This is a genomic window from Shewanella sairae (assembly GCF_023283535.1).
GTDB lineage: Bacteria > Pseudomonadota > Gammaproteobacteria > Enterobacterales > Shewanellaceae > Shewanella > Shewanella sairae.
In genome coordinates this window covers 25,425-51,013 of sequence record NZ_JAKILT010000026.1, presented here as the reverse complement: position 1 = coordinate 51,013, position 25,589 = coordinate 25,425, and the positions used below count along the sequence as shown (strand labels likewise).

Genomic DNA, 25,589 nt, shown 5'->3' with positions numbered 1-25,589 from the left:
ACTTTTGTAAAATCCTTTTCGGTGTTATACTTTTGTAGAACATTAAGGAGGGGTTATGACTGCTGTATCAATTCGTCAGTCGGGAGGAGCTAATATTATTAGTCTTCCGAAAACTATCGTGAAGTTATTGGGGTTACACACTGGGTCTCAGTTAGATCTAACCATTCAAGATAACAAGATTTTACTTACACCAATTGAGGAGAGTATTACGCTTGAATCCTTGTTGGCTGCAAGCCCGAAAGAATGCTTTGCTGTTACTGCAGAAGACAGAGAGTGGATTGAAGCTAGGCCAGTAGGAAAGGAAGATAATTAATGTATGTACCTGATAAGGGAGATATTGTTTCTTTAAATTTTGATCCCAGTGCGGGAAAAGAAATTATGAAGAGACGTCCGGCATTGGTTATTTCAAGATTAATGTTTAATGAACATACAGGGTTTGTCATTGTCGCGCCGATCACCAGTACGGTGCGAGGGATGGCATTGGAAGTGATACTTCCTGATGACGTTTCGACTGTCGGGGCAGTATTGATTTATCAATTAAAGTCATTAGATTTTGTTGACCGTAAGATTAAGTTCATCGAGAAAGCGCCTCAATCTATCATTGAACATGTGACAAAATTAACAAAGGCGATCATTGAATAGGTGAACAAATCTCAGTTTTTGATTAATAGTTGCTCTAAATATCTTTATTTCGTGATATCGCTCTGTTAACATAATTACGTTCAATAGTTGCTCACTGACTTATAGTGTGAAGCACACGGCAATAGCCTTAAATGGCCCCACGAAATGTGTCGCGTTCGGTGTTAACTCGCTGATTGGGGTGTCCTTAACTTAGCTTCTTTCTTAAGAATTGAAGCACCGGTGTGTATTCATCGGCCTTAACTTTTGTTATCTACCTTATGGGAAAATCATACCCCATAAGGGTTGTGATCTTTCTCGCCTATTATTTGGAGAATTATCATGACTCAGACTACACAAAATAAACATTTTGACTTACACACTAGCGGTTTCGGTTTTTTTAACCGAATTCGTGAAATCAAGCCAGCAAAAGGCAAGCCTTATTGGGCTGTTACAGTTGCGGCTTGTCGTGGTGATGAAGGTCAAAAGACTTACTTCGAATGTTCTGTGGTTGGCTCTGCTGCTAAAGCACTGTTTGATGAGCATCTTTCCTCTGTGAGTAAAGATGACACAATAACAGCTAGCTTCAAGTTAGGAGACCTGTACCCCGAAACATTTGTATACGGCCCAGGTAAAAAACAAGGGCAGACTGGTGTGATATTGCGAGCGAGATTACTTAAAATCACTTACTTAAAAGTAAATGATAAAGTACTTGTTCATTCACAACAGCAAGCAGAATCTGCACCGGCTCAAACACCGGCGCAAGCTGCTTAATACACTTAAACCTATCACTTTCGAGTGATAGGTTTTTACTTTACCCACAGGGGATACGTCCCCTAGTGGCGTTCCTCTATCTTTTTTTAGAGGAATGAGTATGAAAACGTCAACCGAGATGATGATTGCATTTACTGAAGTTGAATTGGCCCTTATCGTGGCGTTAGCGCAATATTCTTTAATATCTGATGGTTCTGAATTAGATGAAGATATTGCAAGTTTCGCCTGGATGGATTCATTCGAAGCAGGAATAAAATTTGAAGAAACCTTAAGAGATTTGCCAGGCGGCCTTACGTGCAAGCATGTAAGGCTATCAAATATGGTAGGAGACATAAAATGTCAGCTATCTAAAATGGATAAATTCTTAAGAGGTGCGTTTGAGTTTGGTATAGACGATGTTCGTTTTGCTGAGCTTGATCTAGGTTAACGATATATCAGTGGCAGGAGCTATCCTGCCATTTGGTTTGGTACTCCTATTTTGTTATACTAAATATATGGAGTAAAAAGGAAATGCCAATGAGTGATAGCGAAGCGTTAACTCAAAAAGAAGTTATGCAGCTTTTGCTGAACGTGGCTCAACATTCGGTCACGCGAGAAGAGCTTACTTCTGCTAGGCTTGAGCTTAAACAAGATATAATTGAGCTTAAAACTGAGTTAAAGCAGGATATGTCTGAGCTTAAGGCTGAATTGAAGCAAGATATTTCTGAATTAAAGCAGAGTGTTGTCGAGCTTCGAGCTGAACTTAAGCAAGATAATGTGGAACTTCGAGCTGAACTTAAGCAAGATAATGCGGAGCTTCGAGCTGAACACAAATCAGTGGTTAAAATGCTTTATAGCATACAGTGGCTAATTGTCGCTGCTGTTGTTAGCTTTTATCTAAAAGATAGTGTGTTTGAGTGGATGTCTGCTTTAACTAACTAATCCAAACCAATACTCAAAATAACGAAAGCCTTTGCCATTGCGGTAAAGGCTTTTTTTATACCTAAAATTTCAATTCTATTATCCCAAGGGGCACATTTCCCCTCGGGAGTAGTGTGTCCTTTACTAAGGAGGCACTATGCCAAACTGGTGTGCAAACCGATTAGCTATCTCAGGAACGGTTGAAAATATATCGAAGTTAAATGGAATCTTTTCAGGCGAGCAACGTTTGTTGCATGTTCAAGCGATTGCTGCAAGCCGCAAGATGTTTTTTGCGGGTGTTGGAGGTCTGTTAATGCCTACAAGCGCATGCGTGTACACGCCTTTTCCTGATTTAATCCAGGGAACAGGTGAACGAACAATCGCGAATACCGCTTTTACTCGATGGCTGGATTTGCTTAGTCATAATGTGGAATTAACGGACGACATCTCACTAGAGATTATCGAATTGTTTAGGTTGACAGGGCTGAGCAATATCGTTTGGGGAAGTATCAACAGAACTAAACGATGCAAGATGAAAGTTCTATTTAATCAGAAGCGATTCGATTGGACCGGCTTTTTCACTCAAGTGAACATTAGTGACTTTTGGACGGCTCTCGATGTTGAAGCGAGTAAATCTGACTATAGTCTATCTTCATATTTTGACATGTCATTAATTATTCCGCCGAGATTAGCGGTGGAGATTAATGGGTTTAATGGTGGCTTATTAAGTGGTGTGTCGTCGGGCTACGACGATTCTTGCTTACGTTACGATACCAAGTGGAGAGGGGCTGATATTGACTTAGTTAGCTCCTCTGCAGAGGGCATAACGATTGATTATGATACCGCATGGTCTCCAAATCTTGCGGTGTCTGAGCAAATCTCAATGCTTTTTAACTGTAGTGTTACGCATTATTTTGCTGAGTCGGGTTGTGCGTTTTGCGGGTGTTCTATTTTTAACAATGGCGTTCTAAGTAACGCTACTTGCGACGAATTAGAATACAGCGATGAAGAAAATCATGACGGTTACCACGATATAGTGGGGCCTTCCTACATACTTAATAATATGAGTCATTTCGGTGGCTAATAATTAACTCTGCGTAAGGCAAGCCATTGCCTTACGCAATCGCTTGCCTTTGCTCGAATATAAAAAAGGCAAATTAAATGAGCTTAAACACAATATCGGCGCCGCTATTCCCTTTGGGGCAAGTGGTGATGACTCAAGGCATAAATAGTAAGTTGGATGCATCTAATCATGGTGTATTCAGTACATTGTTGATCTTACATTCCCGAGGCGACTGGGGGAATGTTTGCGATGAAGATAAAGCTGCAAACGATGAAGCTGTAAATAGTGGTCGGAGATTAATGTCGGCATATATGTTTGACGGCATTATCATTTGGATCATTACCGAAGCAGACAGAAGGGTAACGACTATCTTGTTGCCATCTGAATATTAACTAATCAATTTAACTCCCCCTAGGGCAACTCATTGCCTTAGGGGAGTGGTTTGCTCTTTTAATAAAAGGTAAGTCACTTATGAACACGTATATTGTCAGATTAGTAATTCAAGCTGGAGAATATGAAAAATCAAGCATGGTACTCGTTAAAGCTGCTGATGAAGATGAAGCAAAGGGAACCGCATTGATTGAAGAGTGCCATGGTGCTATTGACAATGAAACTGCTGAATGGACCAGTACAGGAATATTGGATCTAGGTGGTGAATTTCATCATAGAGTGAGTTTTTGCTGTTTGGTTAGGCCTGAACATGTTGACATGCTAAAGGCTTATTTAAACGGCGATAACTGTTACGGTTTTGTCTGTGTAGACGATTCAGAAATTCATGAGGTTGCTAGACAGGAATTAACCATTATTGTTGACGCTACCAAAATGATGTTTCACTTCTGCCGGGGAGATTTATCTGGCTTTGGTCATGAGGCCTGGTATCCCTATGTCGAAGGCATGTTGTTTCAATATGTCGAACGTTTTTTAATTGCGGCTCAAGTTGCGGAGAACGTTGTGAAGGTTGAAGAGTTACGTCAGTGCGGCAATACCGTTGATTACCTTGTTACTTACAACCAGCGGGTGTCGAACTGTTGATGGCCTAGCGAATTTAGTTCTAGTTTGAGATATAACGCCAGTAATATGCTGGCGTTTATTTTTCTAAACCTCTAACGATAGCATAAAAAAATTATTATTTCGCCCTTTAGAAATGTTTATTTTCTGCAATTCTAATCAGTATTTTTCTGTTTTTTTTCTGTACCGTTCCTTCACGTTAAATTATTTATAGAAAACGGAAGGTTATAGTATATGAGAACCCCTCTTAAAGCGGTGTTTGTTGCTTTAGTGGCATCAGGTTGTGCAAGTGCGCCTCCTGAACCAGCTCCTGCTCCAACACCACCCCCGCTTAATATTAGGGTTGCTCCTGATATTGTCGAAACAGGTGCGACACATCGAACATCGCGGTATGTCACAGAATCCGCTGTGCCGGCTCGTCAAGTTCGTGATGTTCTTTCTAGTGAAATGAATGTCAACATTCCTCAGATGCCTAATGCTACGGTAGGACAAGGTTTGGGGTTTTTACTCAAGCAAACGGGTTATACGGTTCGTCCAGCAACGACCTACGCTGAGGAACAACTTTACCAACAAGCCTTACCGATTATGCACATGAACATGGGGTACATGTCAGTTCGTCAAGCGCTACAAGTTATTGGGGGCGATCCTTGGTCTCTCCAAGAAGACGTTGTTAAGCGCGAAGTGGGCTTTAGCCTTCGTGATGGATTCGAATGGAGTAACCCAGCAGTAAGACCTACACACACAGTTAACAATAACAGTGTTGATTATGCTGGTCGAAGTCACGCAGATTCAGAAATAGATAATTTATTTGTAAAGAATAGCGCTATCGCAACAAGTGAAGCTAAAGCGACTGCGGGTTCAACAATTATCCCTTCGAAAGATACTGATCTAAAACAAAGCGTTCGTTATTACGTTGTCCCAATGGGGCAGAGCTATTTATCTGCGTTACGTCAATGGGCACAAAATGATGGTTTAGAAAACGTTGCTTGGCATTTAGCACCGAAGACTCAACAAGCGTTAGAAAAAACATCAGAGAACGGTGAAACGCTGGTTGCCGACTCATTTCACCAGCTTGTATTCAAGTTGAGTAATCAAATCGGTGAGCCTCTTTATTTCACAAAGCATAACCAGCTTAACGCTTTGCACTCTTACCCTGGGCTTGTTGATATTACTTGGGTTTCAGGTGACTCGTTAAAGTCTGCAGTGTCGAGTGTCGTTACTCATTTCGGTTGGACCTGGACTGATGATGCTAACTGGTTAGCGCTAGATGATTATCAATTCTTAACACCTTATCCAGTTGTGACACCTAGAGGTGATATCGCCCACGCGCTAGAGCAAGTTCTGGATGGTTTTCCTGTACAGGCCCAATTGCTCTATGGCTCAAAACAAGCCTTCATTTCGGAGAAGCAATAATGCCAAAAATGAAATTTACCGCTAAGTATATCGTTGGCTCATTGCTTCTCGCTGCGAGTGTGTCCGGTTGTGTTTCTCAAGACTATACGGATACCAAAGCGGAAGTTGCTGAAACCCAGTCGAAAATTGCGGCATTAACGCCAGCACTTGAGTTAAATCATGTCAGTGTTATCACCAAGCCTCCTGTCATTGTTACGCCATTGATTAAGAAAAATGAGATTAAATGGCTTAATAAATCGGTAAAAATCCACGTTAATCGACTACCTCTATCACAAGTGTTAAGTGATGTTATGCGTGGTGTTGATGCTGATATCTGGTACGACAATGATGTTAACTCAAACCAGTTTGTATCGTTGAGTGCTAACTCGTCTCGTCAGAACGTGTTGAATTTATTAGGTAGCCAAACAGGATATGGTTTTGTCGCAACTCAAGATAAGGTTGAGGTGCGTCGCTACCTGTCTGAAACGTTCAAAATCCACATTCCAGTTGGCGTAGTGTCTGCTCAGCAAGGTTCCAAAGGGGCCGCATCGAGCGGCAATGACGCAACAAAAGTGGAAGGACAATTTATTAGTACAACGCTAAGTAATGTCGATGTTGTTGGTGAGGTGACCAAAGCTATTGAGGCAGTACTTAAGTCTAATGAAGAAGATGGAGAGTTAGTTGGCGGGGTAGAGTCTGTTTCGTCTCTATCTTCATTTATCGTGCGAACGACACCAGACCGTATGCGCCAGGTGCGTCAAATTGTTAAGCAATATCAAGCTGAGCTTGAAAAGCAGGTTGTTCTTAATATTCAAATTCTTGAGTTCCGTTCAAATCTTGGCAAAGACCGTGGTATTGACTGGAATATTCTAAAAGATATCGGCGATGGCACTCTTCAGTTTGTTATTCCTGGAACAACTACAGCTGCTGCTACAAATGGCTTTGGTATGGCGTTTCAAGGCTCTGGTAAATGGGACGGTACGACCGCTTTCATTAAAGCGCTTGAGCAACAAGGTTCAGTATCTACCGAAACGCCGATAAACATTCAAACGCTAAGTAATCAGCCTGGACGTTTATCTCAAACGCTAACAACCCCCTTCTTGTCAGATATTAAGGTGAATACCACTGATAACTCATCGGATACTGAAACCACTCGTGGCAGTGTATCGGAAGGAGTAGATGTATTTGTATCAGCCAATATTCAACAAGACCATGTATGGCTCCGCATTGCCGGCTCGCTGACTAAAATTGCCGCTGATACAACAGAGGAAGTCAAAGATACGAAGCTTCGATTTATCTCTACCCGTAATGTGGATTTAAGTTTTACAAACAAACTGCGTTATGGGCAAACCGTTGTTATTGGCTCCATTAAGCAACAAACAACCGGCGCCAATAAGAGTGCAAGCTTCGGAATTGACGGGTTAGGTTCACAAGCCACTAACAATGAAACGGTAGAAACGCTTATTTTGCTGACTCCGAGGCGAGTACGATGAGCAGCTTAACTGTACCTACATTCTATACCGGTGCATCAAAAAGCATTTCTCGGCGAGAACTGTGTAAGCGCTACCCTGCGCCGTTTAATTATACCGTTGAACGCAATGGCTGGATTTGTCATTACACGAGTGAAGTCCCAGCTTTTGCTGTTGCAGAAGCATGGGTGGCGCGGGTAGATAAAAAAGTAGAGTCAATTCTGTCTCAACCCCAATCTTGGAGCGTGCTTTCTTTGGTTGATGAGCAGATTTTGTTTGTGTCTGTTTATCAAGGTGTTGTTCAAAAGGCATATCTTTGCAGTGGGGCAGATTTACAAGCTGAAAACATCACATTGTTGCGTAGTGAGCAGGTATTTATCACTGACGACAGCTTGATGGAACTATTGCCAAGTGATTGCTCATATCAACTTGTTACACCTCTGAGTGATGATGAGTTGGCTCTATTTGCATTAAAAAAACAGGGTTCTCCTTGGCCTCTTGTTATTGCCGGAGGGGTTATTGCAAGCGCGATAGGCGGTTGGTTTTTGTATGCCCCAACACCTCCTCCACCGCCGCCACCTCAAGTAGTGGAAGTGGTGATTGACCCATATGATGCCTATCGGGATGCACTCAGTAATGCAATTGAAGCTTCTTCTGTGTTGAACAATGCTAAGCAATTGGGGGCGTATGCTGCGCTGTTACCAAGTGAGTGGCCATTAAATAACATCGAGTTTTTGCATAATAAGTTATCCCTAAATATTGCACGTAGTACAACGGCCAAGAGGAGTTTGCTCACGACATGGCTTAATTTACAGCCGCAATTGACGCAACCAGGAATGCATCAACGACTACAGGACGACCTCTTTGTCCTGTCAGCTGACTCTCCCGTTACGCTTTCGCGGTGGCAGGGAAGTATGGCTTCCACTCAATCGATTAGGACTCCGTTACAGGATGCGCTTATCGCATTGGGTTGGGAATACCAATCTAACTCGTCTTATGCACAAACAATGACTTCTGTCTTTTCTTCTACGTTATCGATGCGAAAAACAGAAGCTACGTTAACAGAGCTAGGCTATGTCGCTGAGTTAGTTGCAGAAGTTCCTGTAAGTATTGATTCGCTATCAATGAAACCTACATCAAATGGTCGGTACGCAATTGATTTATCAATCCGTGTATTTGGCACCACAAAGGATGAATGAGATGAAAGAAATGTTCAAAAAGAATGCTCGGTGGTTTGGGCTTGCCGCGGTTGCGGTGCCAGTTATTGCATTAACGGTGCCACCACTATTGCCTAGTGCTGATGTTAACTACGGTTCAAGCGGTACAAGTTCGGTTATGGAACCTGTTCAGAATGCCTCAGTTGACCCAGTACCAGATAATGCGACTGGACCGATTACTGAACCGGCTCTTAGTATTCAAGCAACGGTAAAGGCAAAACCTACAACTGTGATTGTCGCGCCGCCAGTTCAAATGCAAATTGCGTTGAACAAAGACGCACAGGCCATTATTAACAAAACTGCAGAGATCAGTTTGAAGCAACTTGATGCCGCTTTGGAGGAAGCAAAAGCGAAAGAACGCCAGGCAAAATCCACATACGTGGAGAAAAAGGATCTAGACCCATTGGGACTTGGTGATGCAGGACTAACCTACTTATCGCAACCCTCTAATGCAAATACCGCTCCTGACACATTATCTCGGGTTGTTTTGAACTCATTGATCACGACTGACGGTAAAACAAGTGCCTACTTATCTGTCGATGATTTGATGCCAGTTCGTGTAACGAAGGGGAGCGAACTAGGTGACATTAGAGTTGAAAAAATCACAGAGAAAGGCGTAACCGTTTCGTTAAATGACAAAACGCGATTTTTGTCTGGAGCGAGCTATGAGTAACGCCGTTCTTAGCAGTGAATTATTGCTCGACGCTGAAGAGTTATCCAATAAAGACATTTTAATGGACCCTCAGTTAATTCAATTGTGCCTAGATGATGGTTCAAGTTACGTCACCATTGAGGGGGAAGTTAAAACATCTGACCCAAAAATGGCGCCAAAGCTCGATGAGATTGTTCAATTTGTGAAAGCAATGCCGAACATGACCGGTAAAGAAGTCAGGATCTCAAAAACGACTCAAGAGCAGGTCGATATCGTCATTGAAATCATGACCAAATCAACGCCCCAGGAACGTGATGAAAGCGCAAACTCTGAGCTAGCTGTATTTTTTGCTGCGATTTGTCAAACCGCAGTGAATGAATCCGCTAGTGATGTGCACATCGAAGTTTATAAAGAGCAAACTCGTTTTTTAATGCGCGTAGATGGCCGACGTGAAGTAATGAAGCGCTTATGTAACGAACATAGCGTATTACATCAACCCCGTTCAGTTGGTGTGTCGTTAGCAAGTTATATGTTTTCAACGCTGGGTGGACAAGACATTAAGCTTCGCGACCCCGCAAATGATCGCTTTTCTATTTTACTTAAGCACCCCACGAAAGGAGAAAGTTTATTTGAGTGGCGTGTTGCGCTTATTCCGTTGAACCATGGTGTGAAACTGACTCTACGTTGTGTTACGTCTGACGAATTGTCACTTGAACAAATGGATTTGCCGTCAAGTTATGTCGCCATTCTAAAAGAAATCGTGGCAAAGCGCGGTGGTGCAATAGTAGTTTGCGGACCGATGGGAAGTGGTAAATCTTCACTAGTGACGGCTTTGATAGCCACTATTGACCGTATTGCGCGTAGTGTTCATTCCCTTGAAGATCCCGTTGAATTTGAACAAGAGGGAGTCTGTAAAACTACCGTAGAACCTAACAAAGAGATCAAGGTTGGAGAAGGGCGTTATCGCGATTACGCATTCTACGCAAAGGAAACTCTTCGCCATGATGTTGATGTATCCGTGTTAGGTGAAGTGCGAGATCACGCTGCTGCAAAAGAGTTTTGCCGAAAGGCAGAAACAGGCGGACTCGCTATCACAACGTTGCATACCAACTCCGCATTAGGTGTTCCTCAGACGTTTACTGAACATTTAGGGATCCCCGCGGCAGTTGTTGCAGCACCAGGATTGATGCTGATGTTTGTGCATCAGAAGCTGGTTCGCAAGTTGTGCCAGTGTGCGTTGCCATTAAATGGTGCTCAATCAGTTTACGAGGAATGTGGCTTAACACTTGAGTTTGCGTCAAAGCAACAAGCGTTAACGACATTGCTTAAAGAAGGGGCATCCCATTCAAAAGTCAGAAACCCAAAAGGTTGTGATTGCTGTAAAGGGAAAGGGGAGAAAGGGCGCCTAGTCGTCATGGAAATTATTGTGATTGATGATGCTGACCGCCAATTTATCGCGTCGAATAAACCGCTGGACTGGAAAGAGTACTTAAACACGCTTAATTGGCCTGACATACGAGTTCATACCTTATCGCGCATTAAAAATGGTCAAGTTGATATTGCCTCTGCTTCTGAACAAGTCGATGGGTTGTTGCCAAAAGACGCCAAAACGATTTACCGATCGATGAGAGGAGAATTAGCACAATGACAATCCTTGGAAAGACACTGGCTCAATGGGCTTTTTCAACCGCAGATCAGATTGCGCTATTAGAGCAATGGCAAAGTTGTGACGAATACGGATTAACAACACGTCAGTTCTGTGAATCGTTAATAGAAAACGGCACGAGTGCCACTAAACAAATTGGCTTATTAGGTTTAGACGCACCGGCTCGGGGAGAGGTATTTACGGACGTATTGATGGGATGGCTTCCAGAGTTAATCGTATCAGCTATCGCTGTAGCTACTGAAGCTGGCGACCGTCAACAGGGCATTCAAGCTGCAATTAGGCAACTTGAAGGTGGTCAAAACGTAGTAATGAAAATTGCTGGGGCACTCGCGATGCCTTTTGTTATTACCTTATCAGTAGGGGGGTTAGGCACATATATCTCAAGTGAAGTGCTTAAGGGGTTGCCGCTCAATCCTAACGGGGTGGGGCAACAAGTGTTAGACGTCACGATTAAATGGGGACCAGGTACTGCCATTTCCTGTGTTCTCTTTTTGGTTGTACTTGCAATTGCTCTACCGAGGGTAACTGGCGGTTTACGTGCTCTATTGGATGGGCTTCCAATTTTTTCATTATACAAAACGGCTACAGCTGCTTCGTTAATGGAAAGTATTTCGAACCTCTTATCGTGTGGGATGAAGCTTGATGACGCATTAGCCTCAATAGAAAAGCATAGTCCACCGTTCATAAAGTCTCATGTTACTCAAATGCGCAACCAAGGCGTAGGACAAGACAACTTAGGAGAGATTGTTAATACCGGCTTATTAATGCCATTCGAGCTATCGGCTTTAAAAGTGTTAGGTGCTCATGCAGACAACAGTATTTTACTGGCGAAGAGTGCAAAGGCACACCAAAAGGTTGTGAAGAAACGATTCGCTCTGATGACAGCTGTCTTACCAAAGATTGGCCTTGTCGTAGCGATTATCGTTCTAGCTGCATTAGTTGGTACATCTGTATCTCAGCTACTCGAAGCAACAATGTAATCAATATTCAACGTAATTATAAATTAACCATTAGCTCAACTGTGTAAAAAAGGACAATTCTATGAAAAACATCAACTTAGTTAAATTAAATCAGGAAACAGAAATGAATAAAGCATCAACGACTCAAACTGAAATCTTGAATGAAGCCACTCCTACGTCAGAAAAGCATTTGATGCGAAAAGGGCAAGGTGGCTTCACTCTATATGACTTCATTTTCTGGCTTGGTATTGCATCGTTAGCATTGCTTGCCCTTATTAGCCTATATAACACCGCAACCGGTATGTATAAGACCAATGCCGTAACGACCGATGTCACTCAAATTAAAGCAGCTGTTAGCGACTGGAAAGGAGCGCGAACAAACGTATCAGGCGTCAGCATCAATGAATTATGTAAAGACGGCAACGGTAATAACGGTGCTTCTTGGTGTGGTGAGAATAAGGACGGACGCAATGCCAACCCGTATGGTGGTGACTACAGCGTTACTGTAGCGGCGAACGTATCTAACATCGATGTAACTATCACTCAAGTTGATACCGATAACGTCAATCGTCAAGCAACTAAATTGGCGCCAATGAGTGTAGAGCGCTGCGCATCAATGCCTTGTTCTTCTGTTACTGCCGCTGGTGAAACAATTAAGGTAACCATGTAATGAAACAGCAGGGATTTTCATTGGTTGACGCATTACTGGCATTAACTATTGGTGCATTTGCTCTTGCTTTGATTATCCCTACTGCCATGCGTTGGGGTGAGCAAATAGAGGCTAAAAACCGATTGATTTACGCTGTTGATAGCGCGATGTATAGCATGGAAATTGCATTGCGTGAGGAGTGGTCCATCAGCGGATGTAAGAACACATTACCCTCCATCTCGCTGACTAAACTGATCCAGCAGTATGAACTCACCCCTGATGTGGTTGAGTTGCCCTGGCAAGTCATTCCTAGTTATCGCAGCAACCGTCAAATGGTGGTCAGTATTAATGTAACAGCAGCTGACAGCTCAAAAATTGTTAATTGGTTCTCTATGAGTCGGTATATCACAGAGGTAAGAGGAAACACGGTTGACCTTATATTGAGACTCCCACTTATTGAATCTCAGTACCAGAATGTCAATTTCAATCCTCAATCTGAATGTTTCGAAGGATAAATAAGATGTACAAAAAACAACAAGGTATGAGCTTGATAGGAGTTCTACTCTCCCTATCTCTCATTGGCGTCGCAATGATCCCAATTACTCAAGCGATAGGAAAATGGTCAGAGCAGCGTATTGCTAGACATTTTTCTGAGCAAGTCGAAAACGTGATTGATGCCGTTCAGCAATACCATTATCACAAGGCCTCAAATCGGCTATCAGTTGATCCTATAGGGATGTGGCCAGCATCTTTAGATGCGTTGATCTCAGATTTCGGTGGTCAGTTTTGGGCGCAGTGTTCAATGGCAGAAGCCAACGCGGGGCGATGTAAGCGACCGAATCATACACCTTTCAATGGTCAACTCAGTTATCAAGTCGTTGATGGATTAAGTTCACTACTAACCGTCCCTACCGGGATGACCGGTGATGATAAAAGGGTATGGTCTACAGCGCTGTTAAAGATCCCTTTCTCAAAAGTTAAGGCTAATGGTGATGTTGAAATCAAAATTGCACCGCCATTACAAAGCCACGCTTATGCGGAGTTTCTTAGAAAAGACGGTTCTACGCCATTAACAGGTGATTGGGATGTTGGGGGGGAGAACGCTATTTTAAATACCAAAGGCTTGACGGTCCGTAATGCCGATGGAACTCAAATGAGTATGGGGGGGACGGTATTTACAAAAGTCTATGAACATAACAGTCGAGTCGATAAACCAATCTGTCCTTCACATCTATCGCCTCAAATTTCGGCAGTTCCAATGGGGATGTTTCACCCAACAAAGCCACTACCTCTTATCGGGAACGGTGGGGTATTTGTTGAAGATAAAGGTGCTTATTGGTTAGTAACTCTTAGTTATGCCGCTCAAATAGATGGCGGGACCAATTGGGAACGCCGTCATGATGGAAATATCAATGTTACTGTTCACTGCTTAGCGCAGTAGGGGAATAAAATGAAACAAATCGCAATGGCTAGCCTTTGTCTATTGATGTTAGGGATTAACTCTTCCGCCCATGCGGAGGAAAAATGGACATTTGAACGAGCAATGGAATCACATAAACAAAATGTCGGCAGTAGCTATATTGATCACAACGCATATCTTGCTGAGTGGAACAGTGTAAACCGAATTCCTATTGGCAATGAAGGCCTTGGCGGTGCTGAATCAAATTGGGAGTTGATCAGCACATTAAACAACAGTTGCAATTCAGCTACGGGCTGTACATTGGCAAAGCCTATTACTGATTATGATGAAGTCCTGGTGTTTGGCCGAAATAACGGGGAACGTAGTCGCGGCAGTGTTCTAATACCTGTAAATGAGATCGATTTCGGAACTCGTGATAACGCCGACCGTTACCACATTTCTCTATCAAGACGTAGTGATGGTAACGACTATGTGAACTTTTACTTTGAAAACCCGAAAAAGCTATTTCACTACACTTCAATGGATTTCTATCAATTCGCTGAAGTTTATGGCCGTGGTAAAAGTAAGCGTCCGAAAGAATGTGATGCTGGAGTTGTTGAAGATCTCGTTACCTATTGTACTGAAATCGGGCAACGCACTTGCGAAGCTGGGTTAGTGAAGAGAACGTGTGCAAGTTATGGCGATTGGCTTCCATGGGAAACAATCCGACTACCGAGTTGTGTATGGGGTAGTCAGGATTGTAAATAAATTGATTTAAATCAATCAAAAATCAATTAGCGTTACAAAAGTCAACGAGGCGATCCAAACGGATCGCCTTTTTTACGAGAGAAATTTGCAATGCGAAGTTAATGTCCTCAATGATGGACTTTCTAGTCATACAATTGATTTAAGAGTGCTACATTGCAGCTAGAAACGGTTACCCCCTTTGTCGAATCAGGCTTAATATTTCAATTTAAAACATACTCTTATAATTGTTGACGAATAAAAAGAAGGGGATCACTATATAGCTAATTCCTTTGCTATTTGGTACTTACCATCATGAAAAAATCAATTATCGCTTTGAGCTTGCTGTCCGTTTCGCAAACAGGCTATGCCGTTGAAAATGGAAAACCAGAATTAGCAAGTGAATTTCCTTCCTTAGTCACAATGAATTGTACAGGCACTATTATTGCTGGTAAATGGGTCATGACTGCGGCCCACTGTAACGAAAACTTCGTAGATTTGGTTGGTTCTGAAAGTCACAATGGTTCAAAATCGATTAGCGTAAAAAGGCGAATTAAGCATGACGAAGCCGATTTCGCTCTTTGGGAATTAACTGAGCCATCATTATTTAATAAAGCCTTATTCTTATCTCGAATTCACGTATCAAATGATAAATATCAACGATTCAATCTTTATGGATTTGGGCAAACAGGCATTCAGCTTAATAGCGCTGAATACAAAGTATTCGGTGATTTTACTTCCCCTGAAATATTAGATCTTGAAGCTACGTCGTTGAGCAATAGTATTCCTGGTGATTCCGGCTCCCCAATTATCAACAGTAATGGTAAAATTATTGCCACTCATAAGGGCGCAAATGCTGAAAATATCTCTACATCTCGCATTTCCTACGTAGCTGACTTCATTCTTTCTACGATTGACGGCTGGCATCACCAAACTATCGGCACTGTAGCTGCTGGCAAAAGCACAACGATTGAAGTGCAATCATTACATGTCAACCCAGTGATAGATTCTGCATCGCGTACTGGCGATATCGACATCGATGTCGCTAACAGTTCGTGCATCGCAAACGGTGAGCAAATCCAGCCATTCCAGACCTGTACTTATACCGTAACGAGTACCAACGGGTACGAAGGCACGCTACTTTTAGGTGAGGGGCACACAGTTATCTTTAACAAGGGAAAATCAGAGCCAGTCATTCCACCGACTCCAACACCAGACGAGGGCGGAAGTAGCGGTGGCTCATTAGGCTTCTTGAGCTTACTAGGTTTGGGGATTTTCTCTTTCGTCAGAAGAAGAACGACTGTCTAATGTCAAGGTTATAACCTAACGCGCTAACGCTTGTTGGCTTGATTACTCAATCGCAGCAAGCAGCTCAATCATAACCAAGCATAATTTTATTGATTTATATTTGGTTAGTTTTGCCAAAGGAATTTCAAAGCACAAAAGAATGGTTAAACCATTAAACCCAACCTTTTGGAGCCATTTGGCTCCATTTTTTTATGGATTCACACCGCCGCGCGGAAAACCTTTAAGTATAACAGTATTAGAGATTTATTTCGCCATTTAGAAATGTTTATTTTCTGCAATTCTAATCAGTATTTTTCCGACTTTTTTGTGTACCGTCATTTTCATTTGCCAAAATAAAGACGGACACCATGGAAGTAAAACACCGACTCGTTCAAATCGTTAAAGTTATTGGGAAACTGACAGTTATTATTGTCATATCCGGCACTATTTGTGCCGCTGCGCTATACACAACAATTATCCCTCTGCAAAACGAATTATCAGCTATAAAGCAAGAAAATCTCCAATTTAAAACAAAGCTTAGCCAACATGATGTTGATATAGGTAATTTGCAAACCAGCGTTAATTCATTAACTGGCGCCGCAGAGAGGCTTCAGTCTGCCGTTGATTTATTAAAAGAAAGCAGAACAAATACTCAACTCAAACTAGACACTCTTGACAAGCAAAATCAGTCGTCGAATGAAATGGCTTTGTTTTATAAAAAGCAAATTGCTGATTTAAACGCAAAAATCGTTCGTTTGTCAGAGCGAGCAAAACAAGTTAAACGCCTTGCTACAACCCAACCTAAACAACTCTCAAAAAAAAATAAGTCATTAAGCCCGACGGTGCCTGTTAAAACCCCATTTACGCTGCATAGCATTCAAATGAGAGGGGCTGCTTTGGTCGCAGTAGTTTCACCTCTTAATGCTAATTCATTAGCCGATGTGACCTTAATAAAGACAAATGACAACTACCTCGGTTGGCATGTCACATCCATCAGCAATAACACTGTTAAATTCCATAAAGCAAACCAGACTATTGCATTGCAGGTGAGCGCATGAATTATCTGAAATTGACTACGCAAATCCTTCCTAACCTAAAAACCAGTAGCTTTTTTTTATTGGTTATGTGCTCAGGGATCAACTTCTCAGTAGCCTGTGGAACGTTGACCACGAAGACAGTGCAACAACCGGCTACAGAGGTGTCCGCAGAATCAATTAAACGCAACCAAGAAGAACAAGCTAAGCGCTTTGGCCTGTCGCATTCTGAGTGGCAGCGTTATGAAACTATCATGAAGAGTAGCCTTGGTTGGGAAATGCAAAAGAGTCACCCAATCGCAGTTCTTGGGCGCACAGCAACCACCGCAGAGGAACGGGCTAAATACGCGCAGTTATTAGTGAAGCATGAATATCAGTTAGCAGAGGGGTTGTTGGCATTTAATAATGCTCGTACTCAAGCGTGGAAACAACTCTACCCAACACTTCCTATTATCAAAAGCAGCACCCCTGAACGTGTAGCATTGTATGCATCGCCAAGCTGCAAGGACTGCGGTTCTGTCATACAAAAATGGCGTAGTAAAGGCAGTAAAGTAGATGTTTATTTTGTTGGTAACAATAGTGATGCGGCTCTACGTGAATGGGCTATGCGCATGGGTATACGTAAGCGCGATGTTGATGAAAAACACATCACATTAAATCATGACAATGGTTCCTGGCTAACAGTTGCTCAAGCAAAACAACCACCGGTATCGATGGCTAAAAATAAGGGTGGCGTATGGTCATTTGTCACCCCTTAAATCAGTTAAATATAGGTTTTTTAATGCGCCACGCTTGCAAAATGTTAGCTGCGATCTGGTTGTCTATTCTTCCCTATACCGCAAGCGCTATTCCTTCACTCTATGTCGATATAGCGAATGAACATAACATTCCTGCAAAAGTGCTTTATGGATTGGCTTTAACCGAAAGTCAAAAAAAACTCACCAATGGCAGTGTTAGACCTTGGCCTTGGACGCTAAACGTCAAAGGGAAAGCCTATTTTTACCCCAATAGTCATCAGGCTTGCCAAGCGCTCACTGGTTTCTTACGACAAACACAGATAGTCGATATTGGATTAACCCAGCAAAACTGGCGGTATCAGGGGGGTCACTTTGACAGCCCTTGCGAGGTGCTCGAACCAAAAGCAAACCTCACTCATGCAGCGAGGTTACTCAATCAAGGCTATCGCGTTCATGGCACATGGCTAGGTGCAGCGGGATGGTTTCATCGCCCTGCTGGGGGGGATATTGCAGAAAGATATAAAACTAATTTTGTTAATAATTACAGAGCAATTCGCTATGAATAAAAATATTCACACATTGTTATTTATCACGTCATTGTTTTTCGGTTCTAGCACCTACGCGAGTACTAATCCTTACGCTCAGATGTTACCTGTGAAAACGCCTCAATTAACACCAGGGAAAATCGAGTTTACAAACGTAAACCAAAGCACAAGTGCGCAATTGCCTCGGCCATTATTTATTGTCGGCGATGATGCGTTATCCCACAGATGGCTCACTCATTATGAGGACAAACTTAAGTCAATCAATGCGATTGGGATCATTGTTAACGTGACCACAGAGCAAGGGCTTAATCGTTTCAAACAGTATTCATTACAGATTTACCCCGTCCAAGGCCACGATTTTGCCAAGACATTTTCTCTTAAGCATTACCCGGTCCTAATCCACGACGGGCGCCTAACTCAATGAAGAAAACTACGATAACGTCCAAGATTATTAAAAGTGAGTATGAAATGAAAGAGAACACAAAATTATTCCATGAACTAAAAAGTTGTCTAACTATGAGTAAATATACTCTTTTTATGGTTTCAAGATCTTTATGGTATGCAGGATGTTTGGCACCAAAAATATATATCGTCTTGATCATATCACCCATTTTCTTCGCTCCCGCTTCTGTAGTTCAACTTATAGATTCGCAAGGTATTTATTTAATTGAACACCCAACATTTACTTCTTGGTCTTTGTTTTCATTGTTTATTACCGTTTGCATAGCGTATGTAGCTATGTGGATGAAACTACCCACACTCAGACTCAAATAACAAAAATGCGTTGCCCTGCTGAAATTCTTTCAGCGCAGCAAGGTATTTGAACAACCAACTTGTTGGGCGTTAGCAAAGGACATACTCATGGAACAACTAGAAGAGCGTCACGATTTTAATCAGCAGTTCAGATATCCAAAACCGAAGAAGCCCGAATTTACAGCAAGCCCGAAGCCTTCAGATGAAAATCAGCGGAGGATTCAAATTAGACGCGAAATTGAATGGCGCCTTGAGTGTAAAGCGGCGGGAATTGATTTCAACCAACGATAGACACATTAGCAAGTTCATGATGGGTCGAGATAAAGAGATAAAAATGAACAAATTCATTACTGGAATAAAAAATATGTTTAGCAATTTAGCGCATAACAATGCCGAACAAACTGTAGAGAATAACGAGTTTCACGAGTTTGAAGTTGATAAAGCCATTATCAATGATCTCATTCATGCTCAGAACGGCACGATTGCAACAGCGTTACGTGAATTAATTATGAATGCCATCGATGCCGGTTCAACAACCTGCATCATCGCCCTCAATAAACAGGGGTTCTCCATCGCTGATACCGGCGCAGGGTTTGCAGATAAAGCCAGTATTGAGCAGGTGTTTAAACGTTTTGGCGAACCTCACCAAGAAGGTGACGCGGTTTTTGGTCGGTTTCGAATTGGCCGAGGACAAATTATGGGGTTTGGTGTGATCACCTGGCACTCCAACTCTTTTAAGATGCACACTGATGTTCGACACCGTGGTAATGGCTTTCAGCTCGTCGAAGATGATAATGACACCTACCAAGGCTGTACGGTTAGCGGCACATTCTATGATCCTATCGATGATTGGGATCTGCGCAGTATCAAAGAAGAACTGTCTAAACTTGTTAAATTTGCTGATCTTGATATTTCATTAAATGGCATAAGTCTCACCACGGATGAACAAATTGAATGGGATATAGAAGATGACGAACTCAAAATCAAATGGTGCCCACAACGCCGAGATGGGATCATGCTTTACAGTCAAGGGGTGTTTGTAAAGGAGATCCCACGATACAGCTATGGTCTGGATGCCGATATCATCACCAAGCGGCAGTTGAAGCTTAACATGGCAAGAAATGAGATCAGTGAAGTTGACCCGTTATGGAAAAAAATTGATCAACATCTGAAGGCACAATCTTTAACTATCGCAAAGAAAAGCCAACGCATGAGCGAAGAAACGCGCAAAAGTGTGATCTATCAACTTGTTGGTCGTCAAGTTCACTTATATGACGTCATGCACTTACCCCTGCTTAAAGATTGTCGTGGCCGTTGCATTTCGCTTAAAACACTGGCCAAGAACCTCACGCCCCTCACGGTCGCCCCAAAAGGGTCTCGCCTCGCAGAAAAGTTGGCAGCAAGAAAAACCATTTTCGTGTTTGCCCATGATGAACTACGTCTTTGGGATGTATCCACCCTTGAGCAATGGGTAGAAAATTTACTGGAACAAGCATTAGAGAATCGTTATACGCTCATGCGGTATGATCAATGGGCCAGCTTAACACTGCTAGATTTCGATTCAATTAATACTGAGTTCGATGAATCCATGGTGTTGTTATCGCCATCAAAGTTACCTGTTAGAGTTGCAGCAGCGCGTTCTGCTATTGCTTACGCCAGTGGGGTTATGAGCAAAAGGATCACCAAGCACAGTGATTATGAGGTCAACAAGCGCAAAATATTCATCGGAGAGAGTGATGTTGCCGATGGCTGGACTGATGGCATGACCTACATTGCAGTTAATATGGCAATGACCACGTTGCTTGATAGTGGCTATTACGGTGCTGTACAACTGTCATTATTGCTTCTTCATGAGTATTGCCATGACTCGCAAGATCATGGTTCACATGAACATGACTTTGATTTTTTTGAGCGATACCATGACTTAAGCTCAACCTATCGCGATGAAATTGTTGGGCATACTGCGACTTCATTATTCAATCGTTACCTTTCTGAGCTGGGACAACGAAAAGAAATGCTACCCAAGGAAGTGGTTAAAAACTTCAAGTGGCCTGTGGTGAATGAAAGCATTGAAGTCACCGGTGTTCTAAAAGGAAAATTATCACCCTTAGCTAAAGCCGTTCTCGATCTCAGTCCGTTGCGTTATCGCGCTAATGGCGCACGCTTTACAGCAGTATCTTCTCGCTGTAATGATGGGTATGGGCGTGTGAGCGCCTATATGGAGAAACAGTTTATTGAAGCTGGTCTGGCTATCCCTGATGAGAGATTTATTCACCGAATGGCGGATAATTATCAAGCTGCGAATACTATCTCAAAGAAAGAATGGGCAACCATTTATGCTCAATATGCACAACTTCACTCCCTCGATGTTGAAATAGTCACTAGGTTGCACCGCAATTGCTCCAACGCAAACACCTTTCTACAAACGCTTTGCATGGACAGTACTGGACTGACGTCATTTGAATACCTAACACTAACATCAATGACAACATTAAACGGGGCGGACTTTTCTCACACTCTCCCCCTGTACAGTCATAGAAATTATCAGTATCAAGGTTTCAACACCGAGGATATGGCGAGTTCATCGACCAAGCGAGCGGAGTTTGCACTTAAACGGATCAATAGCGTTATTAATGGGATTAATAATCCAATTGAAAAGCAGGCATTTTTGAGTCAGTTTCTGTCAACCGATGGCATTAACGCCTTGGAACTAATGCCATGACAACGCTGATTTATACATTAATAACCGCTATCGTCATTTTATTGTGTTTACCCGTTAAGCGATTTTGTCGGCATAAGCACAATATTTCACGCGCTAATCATGCCCTTGATACCTTGTCTCGTATTCCACACCCGGGACAGCAGTTTGCGTACCTGCGCAAACTCGATCCGTTTGTGTTTGAAGAGTTATTGCTCTGTGCGTACGAGCGTCAAGGCCATACTGCCATTCGCAATAAGCGTTATACCGGTGATGGAGGAATTGATGGACAGGTGCAAATCAACAAGCAAACCTTTCTTGTGCAAGCTAAGCGTTACCATGGCTATATTCAAGCCGCTCACGTGACTGAATTCGCACTGGTGTGCCGCCAACATAAAAAACAAGGATTATTTATTCACACAGGTAAAACTGGGAAAACGGCTTATATTGCGCGTTGTTATGGTGGTATTGAAATAATCAGTGGCCAAAAACTCCTCTCGTTATTGGTTCCAGCTGAGAATAAACTTAAGGTGGTCGCATGAAACATGCTGAGGGGTTACTTCGTCCAGCCGAAGAATTAGCTAGTGCTGCGATGTTTACGCTTTGTGCGTTCTTACTTTACTTACGACCTGATATTTTTCTCATTCCCCAAGGCCTGAGAGTGTACGTTATTCTGGCATTGCTGGTTCCAGCCTTCATTCGGCTATGGCAAGGGTTGGAAGTATTAGCTTATCGCCGTAACTTGATGCGCTTACCTTCATGGGTCGCGGCGAGTGTTGATATTTCGGTTTACCAGGACAAGTTATTTTTAGGGAAAGGGTTCCTCTTCCTACCGCGTCATGCTCAACGACTTTATGACTCTCGACAACAATGGGCAGAGCAGTATGTCGCATTGTCAAAATGCTATAAATTTATTCGCTTAATTGAGTCATATAATGAAAAAAATATTGTCGGACGATGGTTGTCTGGAAAAATGCCATTCAAACCTGATCATCCTATGGCGATTTTCAATACGGCCCTCGCGTTGTTAAACCCTGCTCCACCTCTGCCCCCAGTTGGCGGTGATACTCGTATGCATGGTGTTGGGGTCAGTGAAGAAACGGACTGCTTATTGCCCATGTCAGCAAGAGCCGGTCACACACTCGTGTTGGGGACGACGGGCGTAGGAAAAACCCGCTTGGCAGAAATTCTTGTAACACAAGATATCAGACGGGGTGATGTGGTCTTGATGTTTGACCCTAAAGGTGACAGCGACATGCTTAAACGCATGTATGCAGAATGTGAGCGTAGCGGGCGCTTAGACAACTTCTACGTTATTCACTTAGGTTATCCAGACAAAAGTGCTCGTTATAGTCCTGTTGCACGTTTTGGTCGTATTACTGAGGTAGCAACACGAGTATCAGGACAGTTAGAAGGCGGGGGAAACAGTGCTGCCTTTAAGCAGTTTGCTTGGCGATTCGTCAACATCATTGCCCGGGCGCAAAACGCCTTGAATATGCGACCGGATATGCGGTCTATCCAGCAGTTCGTGACAGCCATTGATAATCTGTATATTCAGTATTGTGAAAAAACGCTGCCGAATATCGATCCTGATGCGATGGATAAGTTGTTAGAGATTGAAATCAACATCAACCCTAAAAATATTCCTCGGCATTTACAAGGCCGCCCTAATCGCGTCATAGCACTTGAGGAATACTTTAACGACCACCCAACTAATGATGATGTGTTACTCGGTCTCCGCAGTGCCATCCAGTACGACAAAACCTACTTTGATAAAATCGTTGCTTCACTTCTTCCACTCTTGGAAAAACTGGGAACGGGTAAAACCGCTGACATTATCAGCCCTGAATATGTCCCTGCAGATGACCGCCCCGTTATTGACTGGCGAGAAATCATTATGAATGGCGGCGTGGTGTACGTTGGGCTTGATGCCCTATCTGATACTACTGTCGCGGCTGCATTCGGTAATAGCATGTTTGCTGACCTTTGTTCTTTAGCCGGTGAAATTTACAAATTTGGTAACTCACCAGGCATGAAGAAAATCAAAGGTCAACGCCCACGCAATATTATGATCCACGCAGATGAATTTAATGAACTCATTGGAGATGAATTTATTCCAATTCTCAACAAAGCGCGTGGAGCCAAATTTGTTGTTACGGCATATACGCAAACTGAGGCCGATATTGAAGCAAGGCTCGGCTCAACATCAAAAGCCGCTCAAACGAAGGGTAACTTCAATAGTTTGATCTGTATGCGCGTAAGAGATTTAGCAACGGCGAAAATCATGACTGACCGCATGGCTAAAGTGAATGTCTTTGATATCACCCCTGATTCTGGCGTAACCGATTCACCGGGTTCAGAAAGTGGTTACAGTTCGACAAATAAAGACTCAAAGACGACAAAAGAGATCTTACTCGTCAATGATAACGACATTACTAACCTGCCTATAGGTCAGGCGTTTGCTGAGTTAGAAGGCTCCAAAGTCTGGAAGCTCAGGTTTCCCTTACCTAGTAGTGTTGGGGATGAAATGATCCCCGATGATGTACAGCAAATTGTGGACTATATGGACGATACAAACAAAACCATTATTGACCACGATAAGTGGTTACAAGAAAGCGTTGCTTTTAATGAGTGGATCACTCATTCGTCATTGGAACTGGAGGAGCCGGAACATGCCGCCTAAATCAACGAAAAAGGACGAGCCGGCGCAAAGCAAAAAATCGCAACCTACGCCATGGTATTTATGGCCTTTCCAATGCGTAGAGTACTTTTTCTATGCTTGGCTGCTATTAATAATTGTCGAGTGGACGGGACATTTATGGGGCTGGACAGTCGGAGAACATGCTAGGAGCGTTTTCTTTGCACAGTTAGCGCTATTACAAGATGACTTTCCGGGATTGACTCAGGAAGTGATAAATTATGTGCTTTTGATTTTCGAAAAAGCTCAAATGATAACGAACATTGAATTTGTAGGATTCTTTGCCCCGTTAGCCCCCTTCTGGGAAGGCGCCGTTTTTGCAACCATAGCGCTAATAGCAAGATTGATTATATTGGCAAGTTTCTATCAAATATTTCTACTGGCGTTATTTGTTGGGTTCTTTGACGGACTGGTCGTAAGGCAGCGCCGCATCGCGCATTTAGATAGGGAACATGTGACTATCTATTACCATAGCAAACGATTGTTGTCCGTTTCGATGTTGCTTTCAGGATTGGCTTGGTTGGTGTTACCTGGTCTATGGGTGATCCATCCAATCTGGATCTTGCTACCAAGCGCTATAGGCGTAGGTATTTTAAGTAGAGTCGTGGTTTCGCACTACAAGAAGTACCTGTAGCTGCAACCTCAAAAAAACCAATTATGATATCACACTGAATTTTTAATTTCGCCCTTTAGAAATGTTTATTTTCTGCAATTCTAATCAGTATTTTTCCGTTTTTTTTCTGTACCGTTTTCCTCTCGTTATTTAACTTGAGGAAAACGCCATGCGTTCCCGTTTTTATCTGGTTCCCCTTTTACTCAGTTTGTCCGTAAGCAGTGCTCAAGCCGCTTCTGTGATGGATGAAAAAAAAGAGCTAGCTGCCATCAGTGATCATTTGACTAAGCTCGAATTTCTTATCCAACGAGCAGAGCAACGGGCGGATTACCGCTCTCCCCGTCAATTGGATTACCAAGCGCTGCGTAGTGACTTACGTGATATTCAATCAGGTATTGATGCCTATTTATATCCGTCTCGCCCTATGCCCCTGCCCATCAAACCGCTCTCTGGCGACTACACAGTTCAAACCCCATGAATGAGGTCATGGAAGCGTTTAAACATGGGGCGGGATTCAGCCCTAACGACTTAGCCAAGCTTATAGCGACCATCGGCGTAATCATGGTTACCGCTTGGATGCTGTGGGTGCAGTGGAGTGTATTTCGCGGCTTCAAATCAGGAAAAACCGATAAGGCTAAGTTCCTAAAAGTCTCGCAGCGCACATTATTAATTTGGCTAATCATTAATTTTATCTTGGTATCAGGAATTTACTGA

Annotated in this window: 30 protein-coding genes; all 30 read left to right on the top strand. The window is 42.8% G+C overall.

The features are described from left to right. Positions 1 to 55 precede the first annotated feature (55 nt). Positions 56 to 313 (top strand): AbrB/MazE/SpoVT family DNA-binding domain-containing protein, encoded by a 258-nt coding sequence (locus L2748_RS12405; protein WP_220780153.1) that lies wholly within the window; start codon positions 56 to 58, stop codon positions 311 to 313. Next, positions 313 to 642: a type II toxin-antitoxin system PemK/MazF family toxin gene (locus L2748_RS12400; RefSeq protein WP_220780152.1), complete on the top strand. Its 330-nt coding sequence runs from the start codon at positions 313 to 315 to the stop codon at positions 640 to 642. The genes L2748_RS12405 and L2748_RS12400 overlap by 1 nt, the downstream gene beginning before the upstream one ends. 318 nt (positions 643 to 960) lie before the next feature. After that, a complete protein-coding gene (locus tag L2748_RS12395; protein WP_220780151.1) occupies positions 961 to 1,392 on the top strand; it encodes a DUF3577 domain-containing protein in 432 nt (143 codons plus the stop codon). A 100-nt stretch (positions 1,393 to 1,492) separates the two neighbouring features. After that, positions 1,493 to 1,819, top strand: coding sequence for a hypothetical protein (locus L2748_RS12390; RefSeq protein ID WP_220780150.1), 327 nt, complete (start codon positions 1,493 to 1,495; stop codon positions 1,817 to 1,819). An 89-nt stretch (positions 1,820 to 1,908) separates the two neighbouring features. Further along, positions 1,909 to 2,313, top strand: a complete 405-nt coding sequence (locus tag L2748_RS12385; protein ID WP_220780149.1) for a hypothetical protein — start codon at positions 1,909 to 1,911, stop codon at positions 2,311 to 2,313. Between the two features lie 136 nt (positions 2,314 to 2,449). Then, positions 2,450 to 3,376, top strand: a complete 927-nt coding sequence (locus tag L2748_RS12380) for a DUF1281 domain-containing protein (protein ID WP_220780148.1) — start codon at positions 2,450 to 2,452, stop codon at positions 3,374 to 3,376. Positions 3,377 to 3,453: 77 nt separating this feature from the next. Further along, a complete protein-coding gene (locus tag L2748_RS12375) occupies positions 3,454 to 3,747 on the top strand; it encodes a hypothetical protein (RefSeq protein WP_220780147.1) in 294 nt (97 codons plus the stop codon). Between the two features lie 79 nt (positions 3,748 to 3,826). After that, positions 3,827 to 4,387, top strand: coding sequence for a hypothetical protein (locus tag L2748_RS12370; RefSeq protein WP_220780146.1), 561 nt, complete (start codon positions 3,827 to 3,829; stop codon positions 4,385 to 4,387). A gap of 210 nt (positions 4,388 to 4,597) precedes the next feature. Further along, positions 4,598 to 5,776, top strand: coding sequence for a PFGI-1 class ICE element type IV pilus protein PilL2 (gene pilL2 / locus L2748_RS12365; RefSeq protein ID WP_220780145.1), 1,179 nt, complete (start codon positions 4,598 to 4,600; stop codon positions 5,774 to 5,776). After that, positions 5,776 to 7,248 (top strand): type II secretion system protein GspD, encoded by a 1,473-nt coding sequence (locus L2748_RS12360; protein WP_220780144.1) that lies wholly within the window; start codon positions 5,776 to 5,778, stop codon positions 7,246 to 7,248. The genes pilL2 and L2748_RS12360 overlap by 1 nt, the downstream gene beginning before the upstream one ends. Beyond that, positions 7,245 to 8,423, top strand: coding sequence for a hypothetical protein (locus tag L2748_RS12355; protein ID WP_220780143.1), 1,179 nt, complete (start codon positions 7,245 to 7,247; stop codon positions 8,421 to 8,423). The genes L2748_RS12360 and L2748_RS12355 overlap by 4 nt, the downstream gene beginning before the upstream one ends. 1 nt (position 8,424) lies before the next feature. Then, positions 8,425 to 9,114 (top strand): hypothetical protein, encoded by a 690-nt coding sequence (locus tag L2748_RS12350; protein ID WP_246616106.1) that lies wholly within the window; start codon positions 8,425 to 8,427, stop codon positions 9,112 to 9,114. Then, positions 9,107 to 10,741 carry a GspE/PulE family protein gene (locus tag L2748_RS12345; RefSeq protein WP_220780142.1) on the top strand — a complete coding sequence of 545 codons (1,635 nt, stop codon included), beginning with the start codon at positions 9,107 to 9,109 and terminating at the stop codon, positions 10,739 to 10,741. Before L2748_RS12350 ends, L2748_RS12345 begins: the two co-directional genes overlap by 8 nt. After that, positions 10,738 to 11,739, top strand: coding sequence for a hypothetical protein (locus L2748_RS12340; RefSeq protein WP_220780141.1), 1,002 nt, complete (start codon positions 10,738 to 10,740; stop codon positions 11,737 to 11,739). Before L2748_RS12345 ends, L2748_RS12340 begins: the two co-directional genes overlap by 4 nt. A gap of 61 nt (positions 11,740 to 11,800) precedes the next feature. Further along, a complete protein-coding gene (locus L2748_RS12335) occupies positions 11,801 to 12,388 on the top strand; it encodes a hypothetical protein (protein WP_220780140.1) in 588 nt (195 codons plus the stop codon). Continuing rightward, positions 12,388 to 12,882 (top strand): PulJ/GspJ family protein, encoded by a 495-nt coding sequence (locus tag L2748_RS12330; protein ID WP_220780139.1) that lies wholly within the window; start codon positions 12,388 to 12,390, stop codon positions 12,880 to 12,882. The genes L2748_RS12335 and L2748_RS12330 overlap by 1 nt, the downstream gene beginning before the upstream one ends. Before the next feature lie 5 nt (positions 12,883 to 12,887). Beyond that, positions 12,888 to 13,808, top strand: a complete 921-nt coding sequence (locus tag L2748_RS12325) for a type II secretion system protein (protein ID WP_220780138.1) — start codon at positions 12,888 to 12,890, stop codon at positions 13,806 to 13,808. 102 nt (positions 13,809 to 13,910) lie between these two features. Next, the gene (locus L2748_RS12320; protein WP_220780137.1) at positions 13,911 to 14,534 is read left to right on the top strand and encodes a hypothetical protein; all 624 of its coding nucleotides are present in this window, start codon (positions 13,911 to 13,913) and stop codon (positions 14,532 to 14,534) included. A 291-nt stretch (positions 14,535 to 14,825) separates the two neighbouring features. Further along, positions 14,826 to 15,818, top strand: coding sequence for a trypsin-like serine protease (locus L2748_RS12315; RefSeq protein WP_220780136.1), 993 nt, complete (start codon positions 14,826 to 14,828; stop codon positions 15,816 to 15,818). A gap of 347 nt (positions 15,819 to 16,165) precedes the next feature. Then, positions 16,166 to 16,855 carry a hypothetical protein gene (locus L2748_RS12310; RefSeq protein ID WP_220780135.1) on the top strand — a complete coding sequence of 230 codons (690 nt, stop codon included), beginning with the start codon at positions 16,166 to 16,168 and terminating at the stop codon, positions 16,853 to 16,855. Beyond that, entirely contained in the window at positions 16,852 to 17,589 is a 738-nt protein-coding gene (locus tag L2748_RS12305) for a TIGR03759 family integrating conjugative element protein (RefSeq protein WP_246616105.1), read from the top strand. The genes L2748_RS12310 and L2748_RS12305 overlap by 4 nt, the downstream gene beginning before the upstream one ends. A 23-nt stretch (positions 17,590 to 17,612) precedes the next feature. Next, positions 17,613 to 18,134: a hypothetical protein gene (locus L2748_RS12300; protein ID WP_220780134.1), complete on the top strand. Its 522-nt coding sequence runs from the start codon at positions 17,613 to 17,615 to the stop codon at positions 18,132 to 18,134. Beyond that, positions 18,127 to 18,537, top strand: coding sequence for an integrating conjugative element protein (locus L2748_RS12295; protein ID WP_220780133.1), 411 nt, complete (start codon positions 18,127 to 18,129; stop codon positions 18,535 to 18,537). The genes L2748_RS12300 and L2748_RS12295 overlap by 8 nt, the downstream gene beginning before the upstream one ends. Before the next feature lie 437 nt (positions 18,538 to 18,974). Further along, a complete protein-coding gene (locus L2748_RS12290; protein WP_220780132.1) occupies positions 18,975 to 19,157 on the top strand; it encodes a hypothetical protein in 183 nt (60 codons plus the stop codon). A gap of 43 nt (positions 19,158 to 19,200) precedes the next feature. Then, the gene (locus L2748_RS12285) at positions 19,201 to 21,588 is read left to right on the top strand and encodes an ATP-binding protein (protein ID WP_220780131.1); all 2,388 of its coding nucleotides are present in this window, start codon (positions 19,201 to 19,203) and stop codon (positions 21,586 to 21,588) included. After that, positions 21,585 to 22,106, top strand: a complete 522-nt coding sequence (locus L2748_RS12280) for a restriction endonuclease (RefSeq protein WP_220780130.1) — start codon at positions 21,585 to 21,587, stop codon at positions 22,104 to 22,106. The genes L2748_RS12285 and L2748_RS12280 overlap by 4 nt, the downstream gene beginning before the upstream one ends. Beyond that, a complete protein-coding gene (gene traD, locus L2748_RS12275) occupies positions 22,103 to 24,247 on the top strand; it encodes a type IV conjugative transfer system coupling protein TraD (RefSeq protein WP_220780129.1) in 2,145 nt (714 codons plus the stop codon). Before L2748_RS12280 ends, traD begins: the two co-directional genes overlap by 4 nt. Beyond that, positions 24,237 to 24,896, top strand: a complete 660-nt coding sequence (locus L2748_RS12270; RefSeq protein ID WP_220780128.1) for an IncC plasmid conjugative DNA transfer DtrJ family protein — start codon at positions 24,237 to 24,239, stop codon at positions 24,894 to 24,896. Before traD ends, L2748_RS12270 begins: the two co-directional genes overlap by 11 nt. 148 nt (positions 24,897 to 25,044) lie before the next feature. Continuing rightward, positions 25,045 to 25,353: an integrative conjugative element protein, RAQPRD family gene (locus L2748_RS12265; RefSeq protein WP_220780127.1), complete on the top strand. Its 309-nt coding sequence runs from the start codon at positions 25,045 to 25,047 to the stop codon at positions 25,351 to 25,353. 8 nt (positions 25,354 to 25,361) lie between these two features. Beyond that, positions 25,362 to 25,589 (top strand): TIGR03758 family integrating conjugative element protein, encoded by a 228-nt coding sequence (locus tag L2748_RS12260; protein ID WP_246616104.1) that lies wholly within the window; start codon positions 25,362 to 25,364, stop codon positions 25,587 to 25,589.